Below are 22,013 nucleotides of genomic sequence, written 5' to 3' on the forward strand. Positions count from 1 at the left end.
AACCGGCGCCCAGCGGCGCCCGAAACGACAGGGTTCGTAGCAGAGATGAAGACGACGATGATCATCCGGAACATAGCCAACCCGCGCCGCACCACCCTCGCGCACCTCGCGGACGCCGAGGAGCTGCAGCGGGCGGACCAGCCGGAGCACACCGTCGACCTGCCGGCCCAGACCGCCAACCCGCGCCGCACCATCCTGATGACGGCCCCCGCCCAGGCCGCCCCCGCCGAGCCGGCCGCCGCCGTCTGACCCCCGGCGGCCCGCCGCCGAGTAATCGCACGGCCGGTGCCGCCGCCCGCGCTAGCCTGGAGCGTCAGACTCCGGCCGGTCCCAGCTGCGGCCATTCCAGCAAAGCGAAGTGAGGGGCGACAGCACTCGTGCGCATCGCCAGGTTCTCCATCGACGGCAATGTCGCCTTCGGGGCTGTTGAGGGCGACAGCCCCGACAGCCTCGTGCTCGACATCATCAAGGGCATCCCGTACGCGGACTTCGAACTCTCGGGCACGAAAGTCCCGCTGAGCAAGGTCCGCCTCCTGCCGCCCGTGCTCCCCAACAAGGTCGTGGCCATCGGCCGCAACTACGCGGAGCACGCCAAGGAGCTCGGCAACGCCATCGTGGACGATCAGGGCCGTCCCGAGGCTCCCGTGGCCTTCTTCAAGCCGACCACGTCGGTGATCGGCTCGGGCGACTCCATCGAGTACCCCTCCTTCTCCGACGAGCTGCACCACGAGGCCGAGCTCGCCGTCGTCATCGGCCGGATGTGCCGCGAGGTCCCGCGCGAGCGCGTCAAGGACGTCATCTTCGGCTACACCTGCGCCAACGACGTCACCGCGCGCGACGTCCAGAAGCGCGAGGCCCAGTGGGCCCGCGCCAAGGGCTTCGACACCTCGTGCCCGCTGGGCCCCTGGGTCGAGACGGAGCTGGACCCGAGCGACCTCGCCATCCAGGCCACCGTCAACGGCGAACAGCGCCAGCTCGGCCGCACGGCCGACATGATCCGCTCCATCGAGGACCTGGTCGTCCACATCACCGAGGCCATGACGCTGCTCCCGGGCGACGTCATCCTCACCGGCACCCCCGCCGGGGTCGGCCCCCTCAACGTCGGCGACGAGGTCGCCGTCACCATCGAAGGCATCGGCACTCTCACCAACAAGGTGATCAAGCGTGGCTAACCCCCTGGACGCGGACGTCCGCGTTCGTTTCTGTCCCTCCCCGACCGGCAACCCGCACGTGGGCCTGGTCCGCACCGCCCTGTTCAACTGGGCCTTCGCCCGGCACCACGGCGGCACGTTCGTCTTCCGCATCGAGGACACCGACGCGGCCCGCGACAGCGAGGAGTCGTACAACCAGCTCCTGGACTCCATGCGCTGGCTCGGCTTCGACTGGGACGAGGGCCCCGAGGTGGGCGGCCCGCACGCGCCGTACCGCCAGTCCCAGCGCATGGACATCTACCGCGACGTGGCCGAAAAGCTGCTCGCCGCCGGCAAGGCGTACCCCTGCTACTGCACCACCGAGGAGCTGGACGCCCGCCGCGAGGCCGCCCGCGCCGCCGGCAAGCCGTCCGGTTACGACGGCCACTGCCGCGACCTGAGCGCCGAGCAGAAGCAGGCGTACGAGGCCGAGGGCCGCAGCCACGTCGTGCGCTTCCGGATGCCCGACGAGGCGACCACCTTCACCGACCTGGTCCGCGGCGAGATCACCGTCCAGGCGGAGAACGTCACCGACTACGGCATCGTGCGCGCCAACGGGGCCCCGCTCTACACGCTGGTCAACCCGGTCGACGACGCCCTGATGGAGATCACCCACGTCCTGCGCGGCGAGGACCTGCTCTCCTCCACCCCGCGCCAGATCGCGCTCTACAAGGCGCTGATCGAGCTGGGCGTCGCCAAGGAGATCCCCTCCTTCGGCCACCTGCCGTACGTCATGGGCGAGGGCAACAAGAAGCTCTCCAAGCGCGACCCGCAGGCGTCCCTGAACGTCTACCGCGAGCGCGGCTTCCTGCCCGAGGGCCTCCTCAACTACCTCTCCCTGCTGGGCTGGTCGTTCTCGGCCGACCAGGACGTCTTCTCGATCCAGGACATGGTCGCGAAGTTCGACATCGGTGACGTCAACGCCAACCCGGCCCGCTTCGACCTGAAGAAGGCCGAGTCCATCAACGCGGACCACATCCGCATGCTGGACGAGAAGGCGTTCGCCGCGGCCTGCGAGCCGTGGCTGCGCGCCCCGCACGCCAACTGGGCCCCCGAGGCCTTCGACGAGAAGGCCTGGCAGGCGATCGCCCCGCACGCCCAGACCCGCGTGACGGTCCTCTCCGACATCACCGCCAACGTCGACTTCCTCTTCCTGGACCAGCCGGTCGAGGACGAGGCGTCGTGGGCGAAGGCGATGAAGGAGGGCTCGGACGCGCTGCTCCGCACGGCCCGCGAGAAGCTGGAGTCGGCGGACTGGACGTCGCCCGAGTCCCTCAAGAACGCGGTCCTCGCGGCGGGCGAGGAGCACGGCCTGAAGCTCGGCAAGGCCCAGGCCCCGGTCCGCGTGGCGGTGACCGGCCGCACGGTCGGCCTCCCCCTCTTCGAGTCCCTGGAGATCCTGGGCAAGGAGAAGACCCTGTCGAGGATCGACACGGCCCTGACGAAGCTGTCGGCGTAGCCGGGAGCGACAGGAGCTGAAGGAAGGGCGGCAGCCCAGTGGGCTGCCGCCCTTTTCGTATGCCGCCCTTTCGCTTGCCGGCCCTTTGCTTGCGGGACCTTCGCTTGCCGGCCGAGGGGCAACCCCGCCGGGAGGGACGGGAGTTGCGTGCGGGGCTCGGTGCCGGGACGAACGGGGTCGTGCTCGACGCCCCTGTCAGTGGGGCGAGTTATGTTTTCAGGTGGTGCGGAGGATCGCTGTGCACCGGTGCCCGTTCGCTGCCCCCAGGAGACCTCATGCCCATGCCCGCCCCCGACTTCTCCTGGCACTTCACCCCGGGCCGTACGTTCACGGAGGACGACTCCGGTACCGCCGGCACGCTGAGAGTCGTCGGCGGCGGGGAGCTGTGGCTGCCCACGGGGCGGGTCATCGCCTGTGATCCGTTCGTCGCGCTCGGGGCCGGTGAGGCCGAGCCGTTCACGGCCGAGGTGGCACCGGGGCGGTACCGGGTGGAGGCGGCCGTGGCGACGCTCGTGCGGGAGGAGGGGGAGCCGGAGCCGGACACCCCGCATCTGCGGGTGGCCGCCGCCCGGCTCGTCATCCGGGATGCCCCCGCCGTCAGCTGGGAGCTGGCGCTCCAGGCCGGGCAGGCGCTCGGCGACCTCGACGACGAGGAGTTCTTCGGGTACGGGGTCGACGCCGGCACCGGATGCTTCTACGACGCCGGGTGCGACGGCTCCTTCCCGGACTGCCAGGGCGACGAGGGCCCGCTGTGGGACGCCTTCGACACCGTGCCCCCCACGCCGGGCCCACACACCGTGACCGACCCGACGACCGGGCACAACCTCGTCGCCTTCACCTCGGGCTGGGGCGACGGCGTCTACCCCACCTGGATAGGCCGCGACGAGGCCGGCGCGATCACCTGCTTCGTCACCGACTTCTTCGTCGTCCCTGCCGAGGCCCTGGTCTCCTGAGCCCGGCCCCCGCCGCATGTGCCGGAACACCGTCCGCTGTCCGGACACGGGGCCTAAGCTCGAAGCATGGCCATCCGCGCCGTCCTCTGGGACATCGACGACACGATCTTCGACTACGCCACGGCCTCCCGCTCCGGCATGCGCGCCCACTTGGACATCGAGGGGCTGCCCCGCGCCTACGACTCGCTCGAGGCCGCCCTCGACGTCTGGGACGAACTCACCGCCGTCCACTGGGCGCGGTTCGCCTCCGGACAGACGGACTGGCACGGCCAGCGGCGCGACCGGGTGCGCTCGTTCCTGGGCGTCGTCCTCACCGACGAGGCGGCGGACGCCTGGTTCGAGCGGCACATCGTGCACTACGAGGCCGCCTGGAGCCTGTTCCCCGACACCCTGCCCGTGCTCGACCAGCTCGCGGACGACTACCGCCACGCCGTCCTGTCCAACTCCTCCCTGCCCAACCAGGAGCGGAAGCTGCGCATCCTCGGCGTACGGGACCGGTTCGAGGCGCTGCTGTGCGCGGCCGAACTCGGCGTCGCCAAGCCGGAGGCGGGCGCCTTCCACGCCGGGTGCGAGGCGCTCGGGCTGCTCCCCGAGGAGGTCGTCTACGTCGGCGACCAGCCGGACATCGACGCGCGCGGCGCCGCCGAGGCGGGGCTCAAGGCGGTCTGGCTCGACCGCGCGGGAGCGGGCGGACGCCCCGAACTCGTCCGCATCACGGGACTTGCCCAGCTCCCCGACCTGCTGCGGCGCGATACCCGTTTTGGAGCGCCGGACACCTTCGGGTAATGTTCTTCCTGCGCCGAGGGGAGCGGGAGAAAAGCCCCGAACCGAAAGCGCAAGCCAAACAGAACTCCCCACGGGAGTTGCGTTTTGGTGGGCTATGGTGTAATTGGCAGCACGACGGTTTCTGGTTCCGTTAGTCTAGGTTCGAGTCCTGGTAGCCCAGCTCGCAGAGCTTCATCTGCAAGGCCCCCGTTGTGTAGCGGCCTAGCACGCCGCCCTCTCAAGGCGGTAGCGCCGGTTCGAATCCGGTCGGGGGTACAGATCCTTCCCGCGGGATCACCAGGGTCGCACCCGGTGAACCTGATGCAGGATCGCTAGGGCCCCCGTTGTGTAGCGGCCTAGCACGCCGCCCTCTCAAGGCGGTAGCGCCGGTTCGAATCCGGTCGGGGGTACTGGTCTAAACCACCATGGGCTATGGTGTAATTGGCAACACTACGGTTTCTGGTACCGTCATTCTAGGTTCGAGTCCTGGTAGCCCAGCGGGTCATTTCAAGATCCTGGATCTTCTTCGAAGATCCGAAAGAGCATGTAGGCCCCCGTTGTGTAGCGGCCTAGCACGCCGCCCTCTCAAGGCGGTAGCGCCGGTTCGAATCCGGTCGGGGGTACGCACAGAGAATGGGCCCTTCGCATCTTGCGGAGGGCCTTTTCGTTTGCCCGCACGGCGGTGACCGCCCCCGCCGTGCAGGAGCCCACCGCCTCGCCCTCCCTTACCCGGACCGCGAGTTGGGCACCCCCGGACACACCTCCGGCCCACCGCTGCGGCGTTGAAGCGGTGAGCCGGGAAGTGGGAGCAGGGGGTCAGCCGTTGCGGCGCAGGGCCTCCGACAGACGGGCGGCGGCGTCGATGATCGCCTGGGCGTGCATCCGGCCCGGGTGGCGGGTCAGGCGCTCGATGGGGCCGGAGACCGACACCGCGGCCACCACCCGGTTCGAGGGCCCGCGCACGGGCGCCGACACCGAGGCCACACCCGGCTCGCGCTCACCGATCGACTGGGCCCAGCCCCTGCGGCGTACCCCGGAAAGGGCCGTCGCCGTGAAGCGGGCGCCCTGGAGGCCGCGGTGCAGGCGCTCCGGCTCCTCCCAGGCCATCAGGATCTGCGCGGACGAGCCGGCCTTCATCGTCAGCGTCGAGCCGACGGGCACGGTGTCGCGCAGGCCCGAGAGGCGCTCGGCGGCCGCCACGCAGATCCGCATGTCGCCCTGGCGGCGATAGAGCTGAGCGCTCTCGCCCGTGACGTCGCGCAGATGCGTGAGAACGGGGCCGGCCGTGGCCAGCAGGCGGTCCTCGCCGGCCGCCGCGGCGAGCTCGGAGAGGCGCGGACCGAGAATGAACCGGCCCTGCATGTCCCGCGCCACCATCCGGTGGTGTTCCAGTGCCACGGCGAGGCGGTGTGCCGTGGGTCGTGCGAGCCCTGTGGCCGCGACCAGACCTGCGAGGGTGGCCGGACCGGACTCCAGAGCGCTCAAGACAAGGGCAGCCTTGTCGAGAACGCCTACGCCGCTAGAGTTGTCCATGCAACGATATTCTCGTCTCACTCTGTGAAACGCAAGTTCAATTTTCTCCGGAAGTCGTCAAGCTGTACTGGCGATCCGTACAACGGAACGCGGCCTTTGTCCGGGGCGTGCGGTACGGACAAGGGGCAATCGATCTCTAGTAGTGCCGGCGACGACGCCGGGCGGAGGGAAGGCGATGGCCAGGACACTCGCTGAGAAGGTCTGGGACGACCATGTCGTCAGGCGTGCCGAGGGCGAGCCGGACCTGCTCTTCATCGATCTGCACCTCCTGCACGAGGTGACCAGCCCGCAGGCCTTCGACGGGCTGCGCAAGAACGGTCGCCAGGTGCGGCGCCTCGATCTCACCATCGCCACCGAGGACCACAACACCCCCACCCTCGACATCGACAAGCCGATCGCGGACCCGGTCTCCCGGGTCCAGCTGGAGACGCTGCGCAAGAACTGTGCCGAGTTCGGGGTGCGGCTGCACCCGCTGGGCGACGTCGAGCAGGGCGTCGTCCACGTGGTGGGACCGCAGCTGGGTTTGACCCAGCCCGGCACCACCGTGGTCTGCGGCGACTCGCACACCTCCACGCACGGCGCCTTCGGCGCGCTGGCCTTCGGCATCGGCACCAGCCAGGTCGAGCACGTGCTCGCCACCCAGACGCTGCCGCTGGCCCCGTTCAAGACGATGGCCATCACCGTCGACGGCGAACTGCCCGAGGGCGTCACCGCCAAGGACCTGATCCTGGCGATCATCACGAAGATCGGCACCGGTGGCGGCCAGGGCTACGTCCTGGAATACCGCGGCTCCGCCATCGAGCAGCTCTCGATGGAAGCCCGCATGACCATCTGCAACATGTCGATCGAGGCCGGCGCCCGCGCGGGCATGATCGCCCCCGACCAGACCACCTTCGACTACCTGGAGGGGCGCGCCCACGCCCCCCAGGGCGAGGACTGGGACGCGGCGGTCGCGTACTGGAAGACCCTGAAGACGGACGAGGGCGCCGAATTCGACGCCGAGGTCGTCATCAAGGCCGAGGAGCTCGCGCCGTTCGTCACCTGGGGCACCAACCCCGGCCAGGGCGCGCCCCTGTCGGCCAACGTCCCCGATCCTGCTTCGTACGAGGACGCTTCGGAGCGGATGGCCGCCGAAAAGGCGCTGGAGTACATGGGGTTGACCGCGGGGCAGCCGCTGCGCGAGATCGACGTCGACACCGTCTTCGTGGGGTCCTGCACCAATGGCCGTATCGAGGACCTGCGCAACGCCGCGGCCGTCATCGAGGGCCGCAAAGTCGCCGACGGCGTACGGATGCTGGTCGTCCCCGGCTCGGTCCGGGTCGCCCTGCAGGCGATGGACGAGGGTCTGGACAAGGTGTTCACCGCCGCCGGCGCCGAATGGCGGCACGCGGGCTGCTCGATGTGCCTGGGCATGAACCCGGACCAGCTGGCCCCCGGCGAGCGCTCCGCGTCCACCTCCAACCGCAACTTCGAGGGCCGGCAGGGCAAGGGCGGCCGCACCCACCTGGTTTCGCCCCAGGTCGCCGCAGCGACCGCGGTCCTCGGCCATCTGGGCTCGCCCGCCGACCTGTCCGACGCCCGTACCCCCGTGGAGGCCTGAGAACCATGGAAGCTTTCACCACGCACACCGGCCGGGCCGTCCCGCTGCGCCGCTCCAACGTCGACACCGACCAGATCATCCCGGCCCACTGGCTGAAGAAGGTCACCCGTGACGGCTTCGAGGACGGGCTCTTCGAGGCCTGGCGCAAGGACTCCGAGTTCGTTCTGAACAAGCCCGAGCGCAAGGGAGCCACCGTTTTGGTGGCCGGCCCCGACTTCGGAACGGGCTCCTCGCGCGAGCACGCCGTGTGGGCGCTGCAGAACTACGGCTTCAAAGCCGTGATCTCCTCCCGCTTCGCCGACATCTTCCGTGGCAACTCGCTGAAGAACGGGCTGCTCACCGTCGTTCTCGACCAGAAGATCGTGGACGCGCTGTGGGAGCTGACCGAGAGCGACCCGACCGCTGAAATCACCGTTGACCTGCAGGATCGCCAAGTTCGCGCGGAAGGCGTCACCGCCGACTTCGAACTCGACGAGAACGCCCGCTGGCGGCTCCTGAACGGCCTGGACGACATCTCCATCACGCTCCAGAACGAGCCCCACATCGCGGCCTACGAAGCCCGCCGCCCCGCCCACAAGCCGAGCACGATCCAGGCCTGAACCGCCTATTGACCCCCCTTCGGCTGCATCGCGCCCCCTGATTTCCGGACCGGTTTCCGGACAGGGGGCGCGTCGCGTTTTGGGTTACGGGGGTGACGTCAACTAGCCTTGCATGCAGGGCAGATGGCTGGATACTCGCTTGCGCGGCGGACGGATCGTACGGACGCCCAGAAGGTGGGGGATTCGCTCAGTTGCCCCCGCCGGAGGTGACAACTCGCCTCAGATGGCACAATCGACGCATGGAACGCGACAGCCAACTCGAGCTCTACGGGATGGTGGCGGACCAACTCAAAGAAGCGCACACAAGGGTGCGTGAACTGCAAGTCCCGGAGGGCGTACGGATGGCGCTGTCCCGGAAGCTGCTGGTCATAACAGCGGCTGCCAAACACGATCTCGCCGATGCGGCAAGACGTCTGGACCGGTTGATGAAGGACCTCGACGAGGGCCGATTCCCCGAAGGCGACTGAGCCGTAAGGAACTCGGCAAGAGCCGACTTCGTTGCGGCACTAGGGTGATTAGCCCGTTTCGTGTTTGATTTGCGGTATATATCTGCCTAACGTGCGAAAAGGCCTGGACGCTTTCGCTCAGGCAATGTCTCCGAAGGGGAAGACGTGAACAAGGCGCAGCTCGTAGAAGCGATTGCCGACAAGGTCGGCGGCCGTCAGCAGGCCGCTGACGCGGTGGACGCGGTTCTGGACGCGATCGTCCGTGCGGTCGTCGCCGGCGACCGCGTCTCGGTCACCGGTTTCGGCTCGTTCGAGAAGGTCGACCGCCCGGCCCGTTACGCCCGCAACCCGCAGACGGGTGAGCGCGTCCGGGTCAAGAAGACCTCGGTTCCGCGCTTCCGCGCGGGTCAGGGCTTCAAGGACCTCGTCGCGGGCTCGAAGAAGCTCCCGAAGAACGACGTGGCCGTCAAGAAGGCCCCCAAGGGCAGCCTCTCGGGCGGTACTTCCACCCGCGCCACGGTCAAGAAGGCCGCGGCCAAGAAGGCCACGACCGCCAAGAAGGCCGTCGCCAAGAAGACCGCAGCGGTGAAGAAGACCGCCGCCGCGAAGACCACGGCGGCCAAGAAGACCACCGCGAAGAAGACCACCGCCAAGAAGGCGACGGCGACCGCCAAGAAGGCCACGCCGGCGAAGACCGCGACCGCCAAGAAGGCCACCGCGAAGAAGACCGCGCCGGCCAAGAAGACCGTCGCGAAGAAGGCGCCCGCGAAGAAGACCACGGCGCGCAAGACCACCGCCAAGAAGGCGACCGCTCGCAAGAAGTAGTCACCAGCGGCAAGGCTCAAGCGCCGGGCCGGGCTCCCCTCGGGGAGACCCGGCCCGCGGCCGTTTCCGGCCACGGCACCCGCGCGGCGGGAGGCCGGATCAGAAGGTCTGCAGCGTCACCAGCGTGATCCGCAGCGCCTCGCCCGACCCCTCGGTCTCGATGCGGACCCGCTGACCGGGCCGGAGCAGCCGCAGACCGCCCGCGTCGAAGGCCGGGGCCTCGAAACCCACCGGGGTGCCGTCGTCGAGCAGCACACTGCCGCTGCGGGTCTCGGAGTCGTATGTGTACGCGGTCGCCTGCATACCCGCAGCCTAGTGCCCGGGTACGACATCGAGGGCGCCGCGCAGGGCGCCGGTGGCGGGGCCCACCCCCAGCGCGAGCGCGGCGCGCAGGTCCGCGCCCGTATCGACGTCCCGGCGCACCGAATCCACGCCGGCGAGCACGATTTCGACGGCCCCCGACAGGGTGTGGGCGGCCCGGGACGGCCCGCCGAATAGCGGGTTCAAATCGGTGCCGGCGGCAGCGGAAAGGAAGGTCGTCCCGATGCCCGCCGCGTCCGGGAGAAAAGCGCGCGGAAATGCGGCCGCCGCGGCGAGCACCCGGCCCAGTTCGGCGGGGCGCAGCGCGGGCAGGTCCGCGTTCAGGGCGGCCACCGCGAGCGCCGCGCCATCGCCGCGCACCCGGCAGGCGCCGTGCGCGAGCGCCGCGTTGAGGCCGGCGCCGGGGGAGTCCGGCACGATGCGCGCGCCGAGCGCGGCCAGCTCCGCTCCGGCCAGCGGATCGTCCGTGACGACCGCCACATCGCGTACCGCCGGGCAGTCGAGCGCCGCCGCCACGGTGTCGAGCGCGAACGCCAGGGCGAGTCGCGGCCGTAGGGCGTCGCCGACGGCGGCCGCCAGCCTGCTCTTGGCCAGTGCCAAGGGCTTCAGCGGGACGACGAGGGACCAGCGGGCAGGTGTCGCGGTATTCGTGGCGTCCCCTCCGTCCGAGCCCCGCCCCGGCCCGGCCGAGCGGCGGCGGCCCTCATTGTCACCCGCCATGAGGGCCGCTGTCCGGGCCGGGGCGTACGGTGTTCTCGACAGGCCAGGGGCCTGGGGCGACACTTGCCCCCAGCAGCCGCCCTGGTCCGTTCCCCCGGGTCGTACAGAGGCCTGGCCGGGGTCCACAGAGGAAGGTGTCCGAGTGTCCCGCCGCAGAATCGGCTTCTGGTACCGCCTGGCGGCGGTCATCGCAAAACCGCCGCTGGTCGTTCTGTTCAAGCGGGACTGGCGGGGAATGGAGAACATTCCTTCCGACGGCGGATTCATCACCGCCATCAATCACAACTCGTATCTGGACATGTTCTCGTACGGGCATTTCCAATACAACACGGGGCGTGTGCCCCGATTCCTCGCCAAGGCGGCGCTTTTCAAGGCCCCCGGCGTCGGGATCCTGCTGCGCGGCACGGGCCAGATTCCCGTCTACCGCGAGTCCACCACCGCCGTCGGCGCCTTCCGCGCCGCTGTGAACGCCGTGGAGCGCGGTGAATGCGTGGCCTTCTACCCCGAAGGCACCCTCACCCGCGACCCGGGCCAATGGCCGATGACCGCCAAGACCGGGGTCGCGCGGGCCGCCCTGATGACCCGGGCGCCCGTCATCCCGATCGCCCAGTGGGGCGCCAACTTGGCGATGCCGCCGTACGCCAAGGAGAAGAAGGTCCGCTTCTTCCCGCGCAAGACCCTCCAGGTCAAGGCCGGTCCGCCGGTCGACCTCGACCGGTTCTACGACAAGGAGCCGACGCCCGAGGTGCTCAAGGAGGTCACCGAGACCATCATGGCCTCGATCACCTCGATCCTGGAGGAACTGCGGGGCGAGAAGGCCCCCGCCAAGCCGTACGATCTGCGCGAAGTCCGCGCGCAGCAGCGCCGCGAGGCCGCCCGGGAGGACACCAAGTGACGCACGGCACCACCAAGGCAGCGGTGTTCGGGACGGGTTCGTGGGGCACGGCGTTCGCCATGGTCCTCGCCGACGCGGGGTGCGACGTCACCCTGTGGGCCCGCCGCCCCGAACTCGTCGAAGCGGTCAACTCCACGCGCACCAACCCGGACTACCTGCCCGGCATCGAGCTGCCCGCCTCCGTGCGGGCCACCACCGACCCCGCCGAGGCCGCGGCCGGCGCCGACTTCACGGTTCTCGCCGTCCCCTCGCAGACGCTGCGCGACAACCTCGCCGAGTGGGCGCCCCTGCTGGCTCCCGGCACCGTCCTCGTCTCCCTGATGAAGGGCGTCGAACTCGGCACCGCCAAGCGGATGAGTGAGGTCGTCGCCGAGGTCGCCAAGGTCTCCGAGGACCGCGTCGCCGTGGTCACCGGGCCCAACCTGGCCAAGGAGATCGCCAAGCGGATGCCCGCCGCGGCCGTCGTCGCCTGCCGGGACGAGGCCGTCGCCCAGCGCCTCCAGGCCGCCTGCCACACCCCGTACTTCCGCCCGTACACCAACACCGACGTCGTCGGCTGCGAACTGGGCGGCGCCGTCAAGAACGTCATCGGGCTCGCCGTCGGCATCGCCGACGGCATGGGGCTCGGCGACAACGCCAAGGGCTCGCTCATCACCCGAGGCCTCGCCGAGACCACCCGGCTCGGCCTCGCCATGGGCGCCGACCCGCTCACCTTCTCCGGGCTCGCGGGCCTCGGCGACCTGGTGGCCACCTGCTCCTCGCCGCTCTCGCGCAACCACACCTTCGGCACCAACCTGGGCAGGGGCATGACCCTGCAGGAGACCATCGCGGTCACCAAGCAGACCGCCGAGGGCGTCAAGTCCTGCGAATCCGTGCTGGATCTGGCCCGCCGCCACGGCGTCGACATGCCCATCACGGAGACCGTCGTCGGCATCGTCCACGAGGGCAAGCCGCCGGTCGTCGCCCTCAAGGAGCTGATGTCGCGCAGCGCCAAGGCCGAACGACGCTGACGTGCCGGGCCCCGTGGCAGTGGCCGCGGGGCTCCGAACGGGTACCCTCAACGCGATATGAGCAGCGAGAACCTCCCCCAGAACCCTGAGAAGCAGCTCCGCAAGCCGCGGGTGGCCGTGGTGTTCGGCGGCCGCAGTTCGGAACACGGCATCTCGGTCGTGACCGCAGGCGCCGTGCTGCGCTCCATCGACCGTACGAAGTACGACGTGCTGCCCATCGGCATCACGACGGACGGCCGCTGGGCGCTCACCGCCGACGAGCCGGAGCGGATGGCGATCAGCGACCGGCGCACCCCCAGCGTCGACGAGCTCGCCGAGTCCGCCGAGGGCGGCGTGGTCCTGCCCGTGGATCCGGGCAGCCGCGAAGTCGTCTACACCGAGCCCGGCATGGTGCCCAAGGCGCTGGGCGAGGTCGACGTCGTCTTCCCGGTGCTGCACGGCCCGTACGGTGAGGACGGCACCCTCCAGGGCCTCCTGGAGCTCTCCGGCATCCCCTACGTCGGCGCGGGCGTCCTCGCCTCCGCCGTCGGCCAGGACAAGGAGTACATGAAGCGCGTCTTCACCTCCTTCGGGCTGCCCGTCGGCCCCTACCTGGTGGTGCGTCCGCGCGAGTGGGAGCAGGACGAGAAGGGCGCCCGCCAGCGCATCGCCGACTTCGCCGGCGAGCACGGCTGGCCGCTGTTCATCAAGCCGTCCCGGGCCGGTTCCTCGTTCGGCATCACCAAGGTCGACTCCTTCGAGGGCCTGGACGAGGCCATCGCGGAGGCCCGCCGCCACGACCCCAAGTTCCTCGTCGAGTCGCTGCTGCGCGGCCGCGAGATCGAGTGCGGCGTCCTGGAGTTGGAGGACGGGCCGCGTGCGAGCGTGCCCGCCGAGATCCCGCCGGTCACCGCCCACGAGTTCTACGACTTCGAGGCCAAGTACATCGACTCGGCGGCCGGCATCGTGCCCGCGCCGATCGGCGACGAGGCCACCGCCGAGGTGCAGCGCCTGGCCGTCGAGGCGTTCGAGGCCGCGTCCTGCGAGGGCCTGGTCCGGGCGGACTTCTTCCTCCAGGACAACGGCGAGTTCGTCATCAACGAGATCAACACGATGCCGGGCTTCACGCCGATCTCGATGTACCCGCGGATGTGGCAGGAGAGCGGCGTCGCCTACGCGGAGCTGGTCGACAAGCTCCTCGAAGCGGCCCTGCGCCGCCCGACCGGGCTCCGCTGACGCCGCTGGGCGTGGGTTAGGGCACGCCCAGGGTCTTTCTATGGCACGTCGAGGGTCTTGGGGAGCGCCTTGGCGACGGGGGCGCCGAACGGCTGGAGCACCGAGGCGTCGTGCTCGTACCGCGTCCCCGTCAGCAGCTCGACGTAGGGCTCCCGGTACTGGGTGATGAAGCGCGGCCCCTCGGCACGGGCCTGCACCGTCCACGTGACGCCCTCCACCTCGACCCCGGGATACTTCGGATCCGCCACCTCGTCGGGCCGCGGGACCCCGCAGCGCAGTACGATCGCGGCGTCCCCGTCCCCCCAGCGGGCCGTCAGCGGCGAGTCCGGGGTGGGGTCGTGCCGCTTCTGCCCGGCCACGGTGTCGGGCAGGAGCTTGTCCAGAGCCGCGCAGGCGGCCGCCTCCTTCGCCGACGGCGAAGGAACCGTCACCTCCGCGGTGGCGTCGGACGAAGAACAGCCCGCGGCCGCCAGGAGGGCGACCGCGGGCAGGATGAGGAGCGGCCGGCGAGAGAAAGTCACCGGCCCAGGGTAAGCGGGGGCTACAGATGGACGACCGGGCAGGTCAGCGTTCTGGTGATGCCGTCCACCTGCTGGACTTTGGCGACCACCATGCGGCCGAGTTCGTCGACGGTCTCGGCCTGGGCCCGCACGATCACGTCGTACGGCCCGGTGACGTCTTCGGCCTGGATCACTCCCGCGAGGTCTGCGATGGCCTCGGCGACGGTCGACGCCTTGCCCACTTCGGTCTGAATGAGGATGTACGCCTGTACCACGGAACCTCCAGGGCGGCCACGAGGATCATGTGGGGGAGAGAAAGAGACGCCACGGTACCGCGTCGCCCCGCGCGACGGGGAGACCCGCGCGACCGGCCGCTCGCGCCTGGGGGCGAGAGCCGCCATGAAGTTGACGTATGTGTTGACGGTACCCACGCCCGAGGCCGCTCGCGACCGCAAGCGCACGGGGGCAGATGGAGTACGACGATGAGAGGTGGGACACGGTGAAAGGCACTGTGGGCGAGTTGGGGGAGTTCGGGCTCATCAGGGAGCTGACCTCCCGGCTCACCTCCACCCCCGCGGTCAGGCTGGGGCCCGGCGACGACGCCGCGGTCGTGACCGCGCCCGACCGCAGGGTGGTCGCCAGCACGGACGTCCTGCTCGAAGGACGCCACTTCCGGCGCGACTGGTCGACGGCGTACGACGTCGGACGCAAGGCCGCCGCACAGAACTTGGCCGACATCGCCGCCATGGGCGCGGTGCCGACGGCCGTGCTGCTCGGCCTCGTCGTGCCGGCCGAACTCCCGGTCACCTGGCCCACCGAGCTGATGGACGGCATCCGCGACGAGTGCCAGGTCGCGGGGGCGGCCGTCGTCGGCGGTGACGTCGTGCGCGGCGACACCATCACCGTCGCCATCACCGCGCTCGGCGACCTGCGCAACCACGAGCCGGTGACCCGGTCCGGCGCCCAGCCCGGCGACGTCGTCGCCGTGACGGGCTGGCTCGGCTGGTCGGCGGCGGGCTACGCGGTCCTCTCGCGCGGCTTCCGCTCGCCGCGGGCCTTCGTCGAGGCACACCGGCGCCCCGAGCCCCCGTACCACGCGGGCCCCGCGGCGGCCGGTCTTGGCGCCACCGCCATGACCGACGTCAGCGACGGGCTCGTCGCCGACCTCGGCCACATCGCCGAGTCCAGCAAGGTCCGCATCGACCTGCGCTCCGGGCTCATCGACATCCCGACGCAGATGAGCGACATCGGCCAGGCCGTCGGCGTGGACCCGCTGCAGTGGGTGCTCACCGGTGGCGAGGACCACGCGATCGTGGCGACGTTCCCGCCGGACGTGAAGCTGCCCGCCCGCTGGAAGGTGATCGGCGAGGTCCTCAACCCCTCCGCGCTGCCCACCGTCACCGTGGACGGCGCGCCCTGGACCAGCAAGGGCGGCTGGGACCACTTCGGGGACGATCCCGAGTGATCCCCCCGCGCGTGCTGACCGTCGCCGGATCCGACTCCGGCGGCGGCGCGGGCATCCAGGCCGACCTCAAGACGATGCTCGCGCTCGGGGTGCACGGCATGAGCGTGATCACCGCCGTCACCGCGCAGAACTCGCTCGGCGTCCAGGGCGTCTGGGAGCTCCCGGTGGACGCGGTGCGGGCGCAGTACCGGGCCGTCGTCGACGACATCGGCGTCCAGGCGGTGAAGACCGGCATGCTGTCGTCGGCCGCCCTCGTCGAGGCCGTGGCCGATCTGCTCGCCGCCACCGACGCCCCGGTCGTCGTGGACCCGGTCGGCGTCTCCAAGCACGGCGACCCGCTGCTCGCCGCCGAGGCCCTCGACTGCGTACGCACCCGGCTGCTGCCGACCGCGACCGTCGCCACGCCCAACCTCGACGAAGTGACGCAGCTCACCGGCGTCCTGGTCGAGGACGAGGACGGAATGCGCCGCGCGGCGGAGGCGATCCTGGGGTTCGGGCCGCGCTGGGCGCTCATCAAGGGCGGCCACTACCCCGGAGACGCGCTCGACCTCCTGACCGACGGCCAGGAGGAGCACTGGCTGCGCGCCCCGCGCCTGGACAACCGGCACACCCACGGCACGGGCTGCACGCTCGGCTCCGCCATCGCCTCCCACCTGGCCAAGGGGCTCGCGGTCCCGGACGCGGTCCGGGCGGCCAAGGAGTACGTGACCGGAGCCATCGGCGCGGGGTACGCGCTGGGCGCCGGCATCGGACCCGTCGACCACGGCTGGCGCTTCCGCTAGGCGCGGGCGCCGGCGGGGGAGGCGTCGACGGGGGCCGGACCTGCGCGTTCGGCCCCCGGTAGCGGCTCGCGCACGGATCGTGCACGGCTGCGGGCACGGCAAAAAGCCGGTCCACCGAGGTGGACCGGCTTTTCAAGGCAACCGCAGGGCTGCGCTACGACAGACGTCGCAATTAGCGCGAGACCTTGCCGGCCTTGATGCACGAGGTGCAGACGTTGAGCCGCTTCGGCGTCCGACCGACCACGGCACGCACACGCTGGATGTTCGGGTTCCAGCGACGAGACGTACGGCGGTGCGAGAAGGAAATGTTGTTGCCGAAGCTCGGCCCCTTGCCGCAGACGTCGCAGTTGGCAGCCACGGGTCACTCCAAAAGCTTCAGATGCATTAAATGCACTTACAGTGAATCCGGCGCACCGGAATCAGAGATCTGAAGTGGCTTGCCGGGGGAATTGGCCCGACTCTCGCCGGGCAACCGAAGCAGCATACAACGCCTGCTCCTGAGATACGAAACTACCACGGTCCCGGCCGCCCCCGACCCGGCCCCCGGCCCGGACCGGGTCTACCCTGCGGATTCGGCCGCATCCCCACGCGGCCCGCCCGCCGCTCCCCCAAGGAGGACCACCAGGTGCCGCAGACCCTCGATGCCGTCGCGGTACGCGGCTGGTGCGCGCTGGCGCTCGACGCACTGGGCCGGGACCGCGAGGCGATCGACGCGATCAACGTGTACCCGGTCGCCGACGGGGACACCGGCACCAACCTCTACCTGACGATGGAGTCCGCGGCGCAGGCCGTCGAGGCCGTCTTCGCCGCCTACCCCGAGCCGCCCGTGTACGCGGGCGTCCCGCCTACCACCGACGTGGTGCGGGCCATGGCGCACGGCGCGCTGATCGGCGCCCGGGGCAACTCCGGCACGATCCTCGCCCAGCTCCTGAGGGGGATGGCGGAGGTGCTCCAGGACGACGGGGACCTCGCGACGGCCCTGCACCGCGCCGCTGCCGCCGCCTACCTGGCGGTCGCCCACCCCGTCGAGGGCACCGTCCTGACGGTGGCGACGGCCGCCGCCGAAGCCGCGCGCGAGACGAACGGCACCCCGGCGGCCGTCGCACAGGCCGCCTACGCGGGCGCCCGTGACGCCCTGGACGCGACCCCCACCCAGCTCGCCGTCCTCGGCCGGGCGGGCGTGGTCGACGCGGGCGGCCGGGGCCTGGTCACCGTGTTGGGTGCGCTGGTCCAGGCGCTCTCCGGCGAAGCCCCGGTGGTACGCGGCCCGGCGCCGGTGCCGGTGCCCGCCGTGGACTGCCCGGCGGAGACCGAGACGGCCGGGCCCGCCTTCGAGGTGATCTACCTCCTGGAGGCCGACGACGCGGCCGTGGACCGGCTGCGCACCCGGCTCGACCGGCTCGGCGACTCCCTGGTCGTGGTCGGCGGCGACGGCCTCTGGAACGTCCATGTGCACGTCGACGACGCGGGCGCCGCCGTGGAGGCCGGAGTCGAGGCGGGCCGGCCGTACCGGATCCGCATCACGCACTTCGAGCAGCCGGCCGCCGCCGAGCCGTCCCGGGAGCAGGTCCAGCGGGCCGTCGTCGCGGTCGTGCCCGGCGAGGGCCTCGCGGGGCTCTGCGCCGAGGCCGGCGCGACCACGGTGCTCGCCCGGCCCGGCGAGCCCCCCGCCAGCGGCGAACTCGTCGAGGCGATCCGGCGCGCGCACGCCCGCGAGGTGGTGCTCCTGCCCAACGACGCCGAGCTGCGCCACACGGCGGCCGCCGCCGTCGAGCAGGCCAGGGCCGAGGGCATCCGGGTCGCGCTGATCCCGACCCGGGCCGCCGTCCAGGGCATCGCGGCGCTCGCCGTACACGCCCCCGACCGGCGCTTCGACGAGGACGTCGTCGCGATGACCTCGGCGGCGGGCGCCACCCGCCACGCCGAACTGGCCGTCGCCGAACGGCAGTCGTGGACGATGGCCGGCGTCTGCCAGGCCGGGGACGTGCTCGGCCTCATCGACGGCGACGTCGTGGTCATCGGCCAGGACCTGGCCTCCACCGCCCGCACCGTCCTCGACCGGATGCTCGCCGCGGGCGGCGAGCTCGTCACCCTGGTCCTCGCCGCCGACGCCCCGCCGAACCTCGCCGCCCTGCTCGAATCACACGTCGCCAAGGCCCACTTGGCGGTCGACACCGTGGTGTACGAGGGCGGCCGCCAAGGGGTTCCGCTCCTGATCGGCGTGGAGTAGGACCCCGGCGCCGGAGCTTGCCCGCCCCGCGCGGCACGGGCGTGACCAGCGGTTATCCACAGGTCTTGGCGGGCTGTCAGTCCTGTGGTGTGCAATGGATCGCGTGCCTGCGCTCGAAGAACCACTGAAGAAGCTGCTCGGCGGACCCACCGCGAAGGTGATGGCCGACCAGCTCGACCTGCACACGGTCGGCGACCTCCTGCACCACTACCCGCGGCGGTACGAGGAGCGCGGCCAGCTCACCAAGCTGGCCGAGCTGCCCCTGGACGAGGACGTCACGGTCGTCGCCCAGGTCGCCGACGCCCGGGTGCACACCTTCAACGGCGGGCGCGGCCAGCGCCTGGAGATCACCATCACCGACGGCAGCGGCCGCCTCCAGCTGGTCTTCTTCGGCCGCGGCATCCACAAGCCGCACAAGGAGCTGCTCCCCGGCAGCCGGGCGATGTTCGCGGGCAAGGTGTCGATGTTCAACCGGCGCATGCAGCTCGCCCACCCCACCTACGCCAAGCTCGCCGCCGACGCGGCCGAGGGCGAGACGGACGACGGGGCGGACATCGCCTCCTGGGCCGGCGCCCTCATCCCGATCTACCCGGCCTGCAAGGGCCTGGAGTCCTGGAAGATCGCCAAAGCGGTCGACGCGGTGCTGCCCAGCGCCCAGGAGGCCGTCGATCCGCTGCCCGAGACGCTGCGCGAAGGGCGCGGCTTCGTCCCGCTGCCCGAGGCCCTGCTCAAGGTCCACCGGCCGCACACCAAGGCCGACATCGAGGACGCCCGGCAGCGCCTGAAGTGGGACGAGGCCTTCGTCCTCCAGGTGGCGCTCGCCCGCCGCCGCCACGCCGACGGCCAACTCCCCGCCGTGGCACGGCGACCGGCCCCCGGCGGCCTGCTCGACGCCTTCGACGCCAAACTGCCCTTCACCCTCACCGAGGGCCAGGAGAAGGTCTCCGGGGAGATTTTCGACGACCTGGCGACCGAACACCCCATGCACCGGCTGCTCCAGGGCGAGGTCGGCTCGGGAAAGACGATGGTCGCGCTGCGCGCCATGCTCGCCGTCGTCGACTCCGGGGGCCAGGCCGCGATGCTCGCGCCCACCGAGGTCCTCGCCCAGCAGCACCACCGCTCGATCACCGAGATGATGGGCGAGCTCGCCGAGGGCGGCATGCTCGGCGGGGCCGACCAGGGCACCAAGGTCGTGCTGCTCACCGGCTCGATGGGGGTGCCGGCCCGGCGCCAGGCCCTGCTCGACCTGGTCACCGGCGAGGCGGGCCTGGTCATCGGGACCCACGCCCTCATCGAGGACAAGGTGCAATTCCACGACCTGGGCCTGGTCGTCGTCGACGAGCAGCACCGCTTCGGCGTCGAGCAGCGCGACGCCCTGCGCGGCAAGGGCAAACAACCCCCGCACCTGCTCGTCATGACCGCCACGCCCATCCCGCGCACCGTCGCGATGACGGTCTTCGGCGACCTGGAGACCTCCGTCCTCGACCAGCTGCCCGCCGGCCGCTCGCCCATCGCCAGCCATGTCGTCCCCGCCCAGGACAAGCCGCACTTCCTGGCCCGCGCCTGGGAGCGGGTGCGCGAGGAGGTCGACAAGGGCCACCAGGCGTACGTGGTGTGCCCGCGCATCGGCGACTCCGCCGAGGAAGGGGAGGAGAAGAAGACCGCCCAGGGCAAGAAGAAGGCCGAGGAGGCCGAGACCGCCGACAGACGGCCGCCGCTCGCCGTGATCGAGATCGCCGAGCAGCTGAGGAAGGGCCCGCTCCAGGGGCTGCGCACCGAGATCCTGCACGGCAGGATGCAGCCGGACGACAAGGACGACGTGATGCGCCGGTTCGGCGCCGGCGAGGTCGACGTCCTGGTCGCGACCACCGTCATCGAGGTCGGGGTGAACGTGCCGAACGCCACCGCGATGGTGATCATGGACGCCGACCGGTTCGGCGTCTCCCAGCTCCACCAGCTGCGCGGCCGTGTCGGCCGTGGCTCCGCGCCCGGCCTGTGTCTGCTCGTCACCGACATGCCGGAGGCGAGCCCCGCCCGCGCCCGGCTCAACGCCGTCGCCTCCACGCTCGACGGCTTCGAGCTCTCCCGCATCGACCTCGAACAGCGCCGGGAGGGCGATGTGCTCGGCCAGGCCCAGTCCGGGGTGCGCTCCTCGCTGCGGATGCTCACCGTCATCGAGGACGAGGAGGTCATCGCCGCCGCCCGCGAGGAGGCCGTCACGGTGGTCGCCGACGACCCGGACCTCGACCGCCTGCCCGGCCTGCGCACCGCGCTGGACGCCCTGCTGGACAAGGACCGCGAGCAGTACCTCGACAAGGGCTGAGAGACTGGGGGCGAGTACATCCGACGCATGGACACGGACAAGGACTGAGATGACCCGCGTGATCGCCGGCCGGGCCGGTGGCCGTCGCCTGGCCGTACCGCCGGGCACCGGCACCCGCCCCACGTCCGACCGGGCGCGCGAGGGCCTCTTCTCCACCTGGGAGGCGCTGCTCGGCACGCTCGACGGCATCCGGATCGCCGATCTGTACGCGGGCTCCGGCGCCGTGGGCCTCGAGGCGCTCTCCCGGGGCGCCGCCCACGCCCTGCTCGTCGAGGCCGACACCCGCGCCGCACGCACCGTCCGCGACAACGTGGCCGCGCTGAAGCTCCAGGGCGCCGAAGTGCGTACCGGCAAAGCGGAACAGATCGTGACAGGCCCGGCGCCCGCCGCCCCGTATGACGTGATTTTCCTGGACCCGCCGTACGCCGTGACCGATGACGATCTTCGGGAGATCCTCCTCACACTCGGCCGCGGGGGCTGGCTCGCGGAGGACTGTCTCGTCACCGTGGAGCGCAGCACCAGAGGCGGGGAATTCGGCTGGCCCGAAGGATTCGAAGCACTGCGGGCCCGTCGTTACGGCGAGGGCACGCTTTGGTACGGTCGCGCCGCCTCCACGTGCGAGAACGCACCGCGAGACACCCCATGACCGGACCGGAGAGCGAGGGACACCAGATGCGCCGCGCCGTCTGTCCCGGGTCCTTTGACCCCATCACCAACGGACACCTCGACATCATCGCCCGCGCCTCCCGCCTGTACGACGTCGTACATGTCGCGGTGATGATCAACCAGTCGAAGCAGGGCCTGTTCACCATCGAGGAGCGGATCGAGATGATCCGCGAGGTGACCGCCGACCTCGGCAACGTGGAGGTCGAGTCCTTCCACGGCCTGCTCGTCGACTTCTGCAAGCAGCGGGACATCCCCGCGATCGTCAAGGGCCTCCGCGCCGTCAGCGACTTCGACTACGAGTTGCAGATGGCGCAGATGAACAACGGGCTCTCGGGCGTCGAGACCCTGTTCGTGCCGACCAACCCGACGTACAGCTTCCTGTCGTCCTCGCTGGTCAAGGAGGTCGCGACCTGGGGCGGAGACGTCTCCCACCTGCTGCCGGCCACCGTCCACGCGGCCCTGGTCGCACGGCTCGCCGGAAAGTGAGCCGGCCCCCGGGCAACTGACAGCCCGTCA

The 22,013-nt window shown here is 70.9% G+C and carries 24 protein-coding genes and 5 tRNA genes; 23 read left to right on the forward strand and 6 right to left on the reverse strand.

Features of this window, described 5'->3' with window-relative positions; all coding sequences use genetic code 11:
- The first annotated feature begins 45 nt into the window (after nt 1-45).
- The 10 genes from OOJ98_RS21755 to OOJ98_RS21800 all read left to right on the forward strand — a co-directional run bounded on the left by OOJ98_RS21755 (nt 46) and on the right by OOJ98_RS21800 (nt 4,990).
- Nucleotides 46-249, forward strand: a complete 204-nt coding sequence (locus OOJ98_RS21755; RefSeq protein ID WP_267056609.1) for a hypothetical protein — start codon at nt 46-48, stop codon at nt 247-249.
- Between the two features lie 128 nt (nt 250-377).
- A complete protein-coding gene (locus tag OOJ98_RS21760; protein WP_267056610.1) occupies nt 378-1,172 on the forward strand; it encodes a fumarylacetoacetate hydrolase family protein in 795 nt (264 codons plus the stop codon).
- On the forward strand, nt 1,165-2,649 hold the full coding sequence (gene gltX, locus OOJ98_RS21765; RefSeq protein WP_267056611.1) for a glutamate--tRNA ligase: 1,485 nt from the start codon (nt 1,165-1,167) through the stop codon (nt 2,647-2,649). The genes OOJ98_RS21760 and gltX overlap by 8 nt, the downstream gene beginning before the upstream one ends.
- 275 nt (nt 2,650-2,924) lie before the next feature.
- Complete coding sequence (locus OOJ98_RS21770; protein ID WP_267056612.1) at nt 2,925-3,602, forward strand: DUF4241 domain-containing protein; 678 nt, start codon at nt 2,925-2,927, stop codon at nt 3,600-3,602.
- Between the two features lie 66 nt (nt 3,603-3,668).
- Entirely contained in the window at nt 3,669-4,388 is a 720-nt protein-coding gene (locus OOJ98_RS21775; protein ID WP_267056613.1) for an HAD family hydrolase, read from the forward strand.
- Nucleotides 4,389-4,476: 88 nt separating this feature from the next.
- Nucleotides 4,477-4,548 (forward strand) — tRNA-Gln (locus tag OOJ98_RS21780).
- Between the two features lie 22 nt (nt 4,549-4,570).
- Nucleotides 4,571-4,643, forward strand: a tRNA-Glu gene (locus OOJ98_RS21785).
- Nucleotides 4,644-4,704: 61 nt separating this feature from the next.
- Nucleotides 4,705-4,777 (forward strand) — tRNA-Glu (locus OOJ98_RS21790).
- Between the two features lie 16 nt (nt 4,778-4,793).
- Nucleotides 4,794-4,865, forward strand: a tRNA-Gln gene (locus tag OOJ98_RS21795).
- Between the two features lie 52 nt (nt 4,866-4,917).
- A tRNA-Glu gene (locus OOJ98_RS21800) sits at nt 4,918-4,990 on the forward strand.
- 193 nt (nt 4,991-5,183) lie between these two features.
- Here the strand turns inward: OOJ98_RS21800 and ndgR are convergent.
- Entirely contained in the window at nt 5,184-5,900 is a 717-nt protein-coding gene (gene ndgR / locus OOJ98_RS21805) for an IclR family transcriptional regulator NdgR (RefSeq protein WP_267056614.1), read from the reverse strand.
- A 175-nt stretch (nt 5,901-6,075) separates the two neighbouring features.
- On the opposite strand from ndgR, the gene leuC reads away from it, so the two are divergent.
- The 4 genes from leuC (at nt 6,076) to OOJ98_RS21825 (ending at nt 9,370) form a co-directional block, all read left to right on the forward strand.
- Nucleotides 6,076-7,500 (forward strand): 3-isopropylmalate dehydratase large subunit, encoded by a 1,425-nt coding sequence (leuC, locus tag OOJ98_RS21810; protein WP_267056615.1) that lies wholly within the window; start codon nt 6,076-6,078, stop codon nt 7,498-7,500.
- A gap of 5 nt (nt 7,501-7,505) precedes the next feature.
- A complete protein-coding gene (gene leuD / locus OOJ98_RS21815) occupies nt 7,506-8,099 on the forward strand; it encodes a 3-isopropylmalate dehydratase small subunit (protein ID WP_267056616.1) in 594 nt (197 codons plus the stop codon).
- A 239-nt stretch (nt 8,100-8,338) separates the two neighbouring features.
- On the forward strand, nt 8,339-8,566 hold the full coding sequence (locus OOJ98_RS21820; protein ID WP_267056617.1) for a hypothetical protein: 228 nt from the start codon (nt 8,339-8,341) through the stop codon (nt 8,564-8,566).
- 144 nt (nt 8,567-8,710) lie between these two features.
- Entirely contained in the window at nt 8,711-9,370 is a 660-nt protein-coding gene (locus tag OOJ98_RS21825) for an HU family DNA-binding protein (RefSeq protein ID WP_267056618.1), read from the forward strand.
- A gap of 99 nt (nt 9,371-9,469) precedes the next feature.
- Here OOJ98_RS21825 and OOJ98_RS21830 read toward each other — a convergent pair whose 3' ends face one another.
- A complete protein-coding gene (locus OOJ98_RS21830; RefSeq protein WP_267056619.1) occupies nt 9,470-9,673 on the reverse strand; it encodes a hypothetical protein in 204 nt (67 codons plus the stop codon).
- A 9-nt stretch (nt 9,674-9,682) separates the two neighbouring features.
- The gene (gene cofC, locus OOJ98_RS21835; protein WP_267056620.1) at nt 9,683-10,411 is read right to left on the reverse strand and encodes a 2-phospho-L-lactate guanylyltransferase; all 729 of its coding nucleotides are present in this window, start codon (nt 10,409-10,411) and stop codon (nt 9,683-9,685) included.
- 142 nt (nt 10,412-10,553) lie between these two features.
- On the opposite strand from cofC, the gene OOJ98_RS21840 reads away from it, so the two are divergent.
- The 3 genes from OOJ98_RS21840 to OOJ98_RS21850 are packed head-to-tail and all read left to right on the forward strand — an operon-like array spanning nt 10,554 to nt 13,531.
- Nucleotides 10,554-11,306 carry a 1-acyl-sn-glycerol-3-phosphate acyltransferase gene (locus tag OOJ98_RS21840; protein ID WP_267056621.1) on the forward strand — a complete coding sequence of 251 codons (753 nt, stop codon included), beginning with the start codon at nt 10,554-10,556 and terminating at the stop codon, nt 11,304-11,306.
- On the forward strand, nt 11,303-12,316 hold the full coding sequence (locus OOJ98_RS21845) for an NAD(P)H-dependent glycerol-3-phosphate dehydrogenase (protein ID WP_267056622.1): 1,014 nt from the start codon (nt 11,303-11,305) through the stop codon (nt 12,314-12,316). The genes OOJ98_RS21840 and OOJ98_RS21845 overlap by 4 nt, the downstream gene beginning before the upstream one ends.
- 57 nt (nt 12,317-12,373) lie before the next feature.
- Nucleotides 12,374-13,531, forward strand: a complete 1,158-nt coding sequence (locus tag OOJ98_RS21850; protein ID WP_267056623.1) for a D-alanine--D-alanine ligase family protein — start codon at nt 12,374-12,376, stop codon at nt 13,529-13,531.
- A gap of 38 nt (nt 13,532-13,569) precedes the next feature.
- On the opposite strand, the gene OOJ98_RS21855 is transcribed toward OOJ98_RS21850, so the two are convergent.
- Nucleotides 13,570-14,052, reverse strand: a complete 483-nt coding sequence (locus OOJ98_RS21855) for a DUF3515 family protein (RefSeq protein WP_267056624.1) — start codon at nt 14,050-14,052, stop codon at nt 13,570-13,572.
- A 20-nt stretch (nt 14,053-14,072) separates the two neighbouring features.
- Entirely contained in the window at nt 14,073-14,306 is a 234-nt protein-coding gene (locus OOJ98_RS21860; protein WP_267056625.1) for an Lrp/AsnC family transcriptional regulator, read from the reverse strand.
- Nucleotides 14,307-14,530: 224 nt separating this feature from the next.
- Here OOJ98_RS21860 and OOJ98_RS21865 point away from each other — a divergent pair, with 224 nt between their 5' ends.
- Nucleotides 14,531-15,496 carry a thiamine-phosphate kinase gene (locus OOJ98_RS21865; protein ID WP_267056626.1) on the forward strand — a complete coding sequence of 322 codons (966 nt, stop codon included), beginning with the start codon at nt 14,531-14,533 and terminating at the stop codon, nt 15,494-15,496.
- Nucleotides 15,496-16,278, forward strand: coding sequence for a bifunctional hydroxymethylpyrimidine kinase/phosphomethylpyrimidine kinase (gene thiD / locus OOJ98_RS21870; RefSeq protein ID WP_267057051.1), 783 nt, complete (start codon nt 15,496-15,498; stop codon nt 16,276-16,278). Before OOJ98_RS21865 ends, thiD begins: the two co-directional genes overlap by 1 nt.
- A gap of 172 nt (nt 16,279-16,450) precedes the next feature.
- On the opposite strand, the gene rpmB is transcribed toward thiD, so the two are convergent.
- Nucleotides 16,451-16,636, reverse strand: coding sequence for a 50S ribosomal protein L28 (rpmB, locus tag OOJ98_RS21875; RefSeq protein WP_267056627.1), 186 nt, complete (start codon nt 16,634-16,636; stop codon nt 16,451-16,453).
- Between the two features lie 267 nt (nt 16,637-16,903).
- Here rpmB and OOJ98_RS21880 point away from each other — a divergent pair, with 267 nt between their 5' ends.
- The 4 genes from OOJ98_RS21880 to coaD all read left to right on the forward strand — a co-directional run bounded on the left by OOJ98_RS21880 (nt 16,904) and on the right by coaD (nt 21,983).
- A complete protein-coding gene (locus tag OOJ98_RS21880; RefSeq protein WP_267056628.1) occupies nt 16,904-18,508 on the forward strand; it encodes a DAK2 domain-containing protein in 1,605 nt (534 codons plus the stop codon).
- 94 nt (nt 18,509-18,602) lie between these two features.
- Nucleotides 18,603-20,831 carry an ATP-dependent DNA helicase RecG gene (recG, locus tag OOJ98_RS21885; RefSeq protein ID WP_267056629.1) on the forward strand — a complete coding sequence of 743 codons (2,229 nt, stop codon included), beginning with the start codon at nt 18,603-18,605 and terminating at the stop codon, nt 20,829-20,831.
- Nucleotides 20,832-20,880: 49 nt separating this feature from the next.
- A complete protein-coding gene (gene rsmD / locus OOJ98_RS21890; protein WP_267056630.1) occupies nt 20,881-21,477 on the forward strand; it encodes a 16S rRNA (guanine(966)-N(2))-methyltransferase RsmD in 597 nt (198 codons plus the stop codon).
- 26 nt (nt 21,478-21,503) lie between these two features.
- Complete coding sequence (gene coaD, locus OOJ98_RS21895) at nt 21,504-21,983, forward strand: pantetheine-phosphate adenylyltransferase (RefSeq protein ID WP_267057052.1); 480 nt, start codon at nt 21,504-21,506, stop codon at nt 21,981-21,983.
- The last annotated feature ends 30 nt before the right edge of the window (nt 21,984-22,013 follow it).

Source organism: Streptomyces sp. NBC_00083 (assembly GCF_026343295.1).
Classification (GTDB): domain Bacteria; phylum Actinomycetota; class Actinomycetes; order Streptomycetales; family Streptomycetaceae; genus Streptomyces.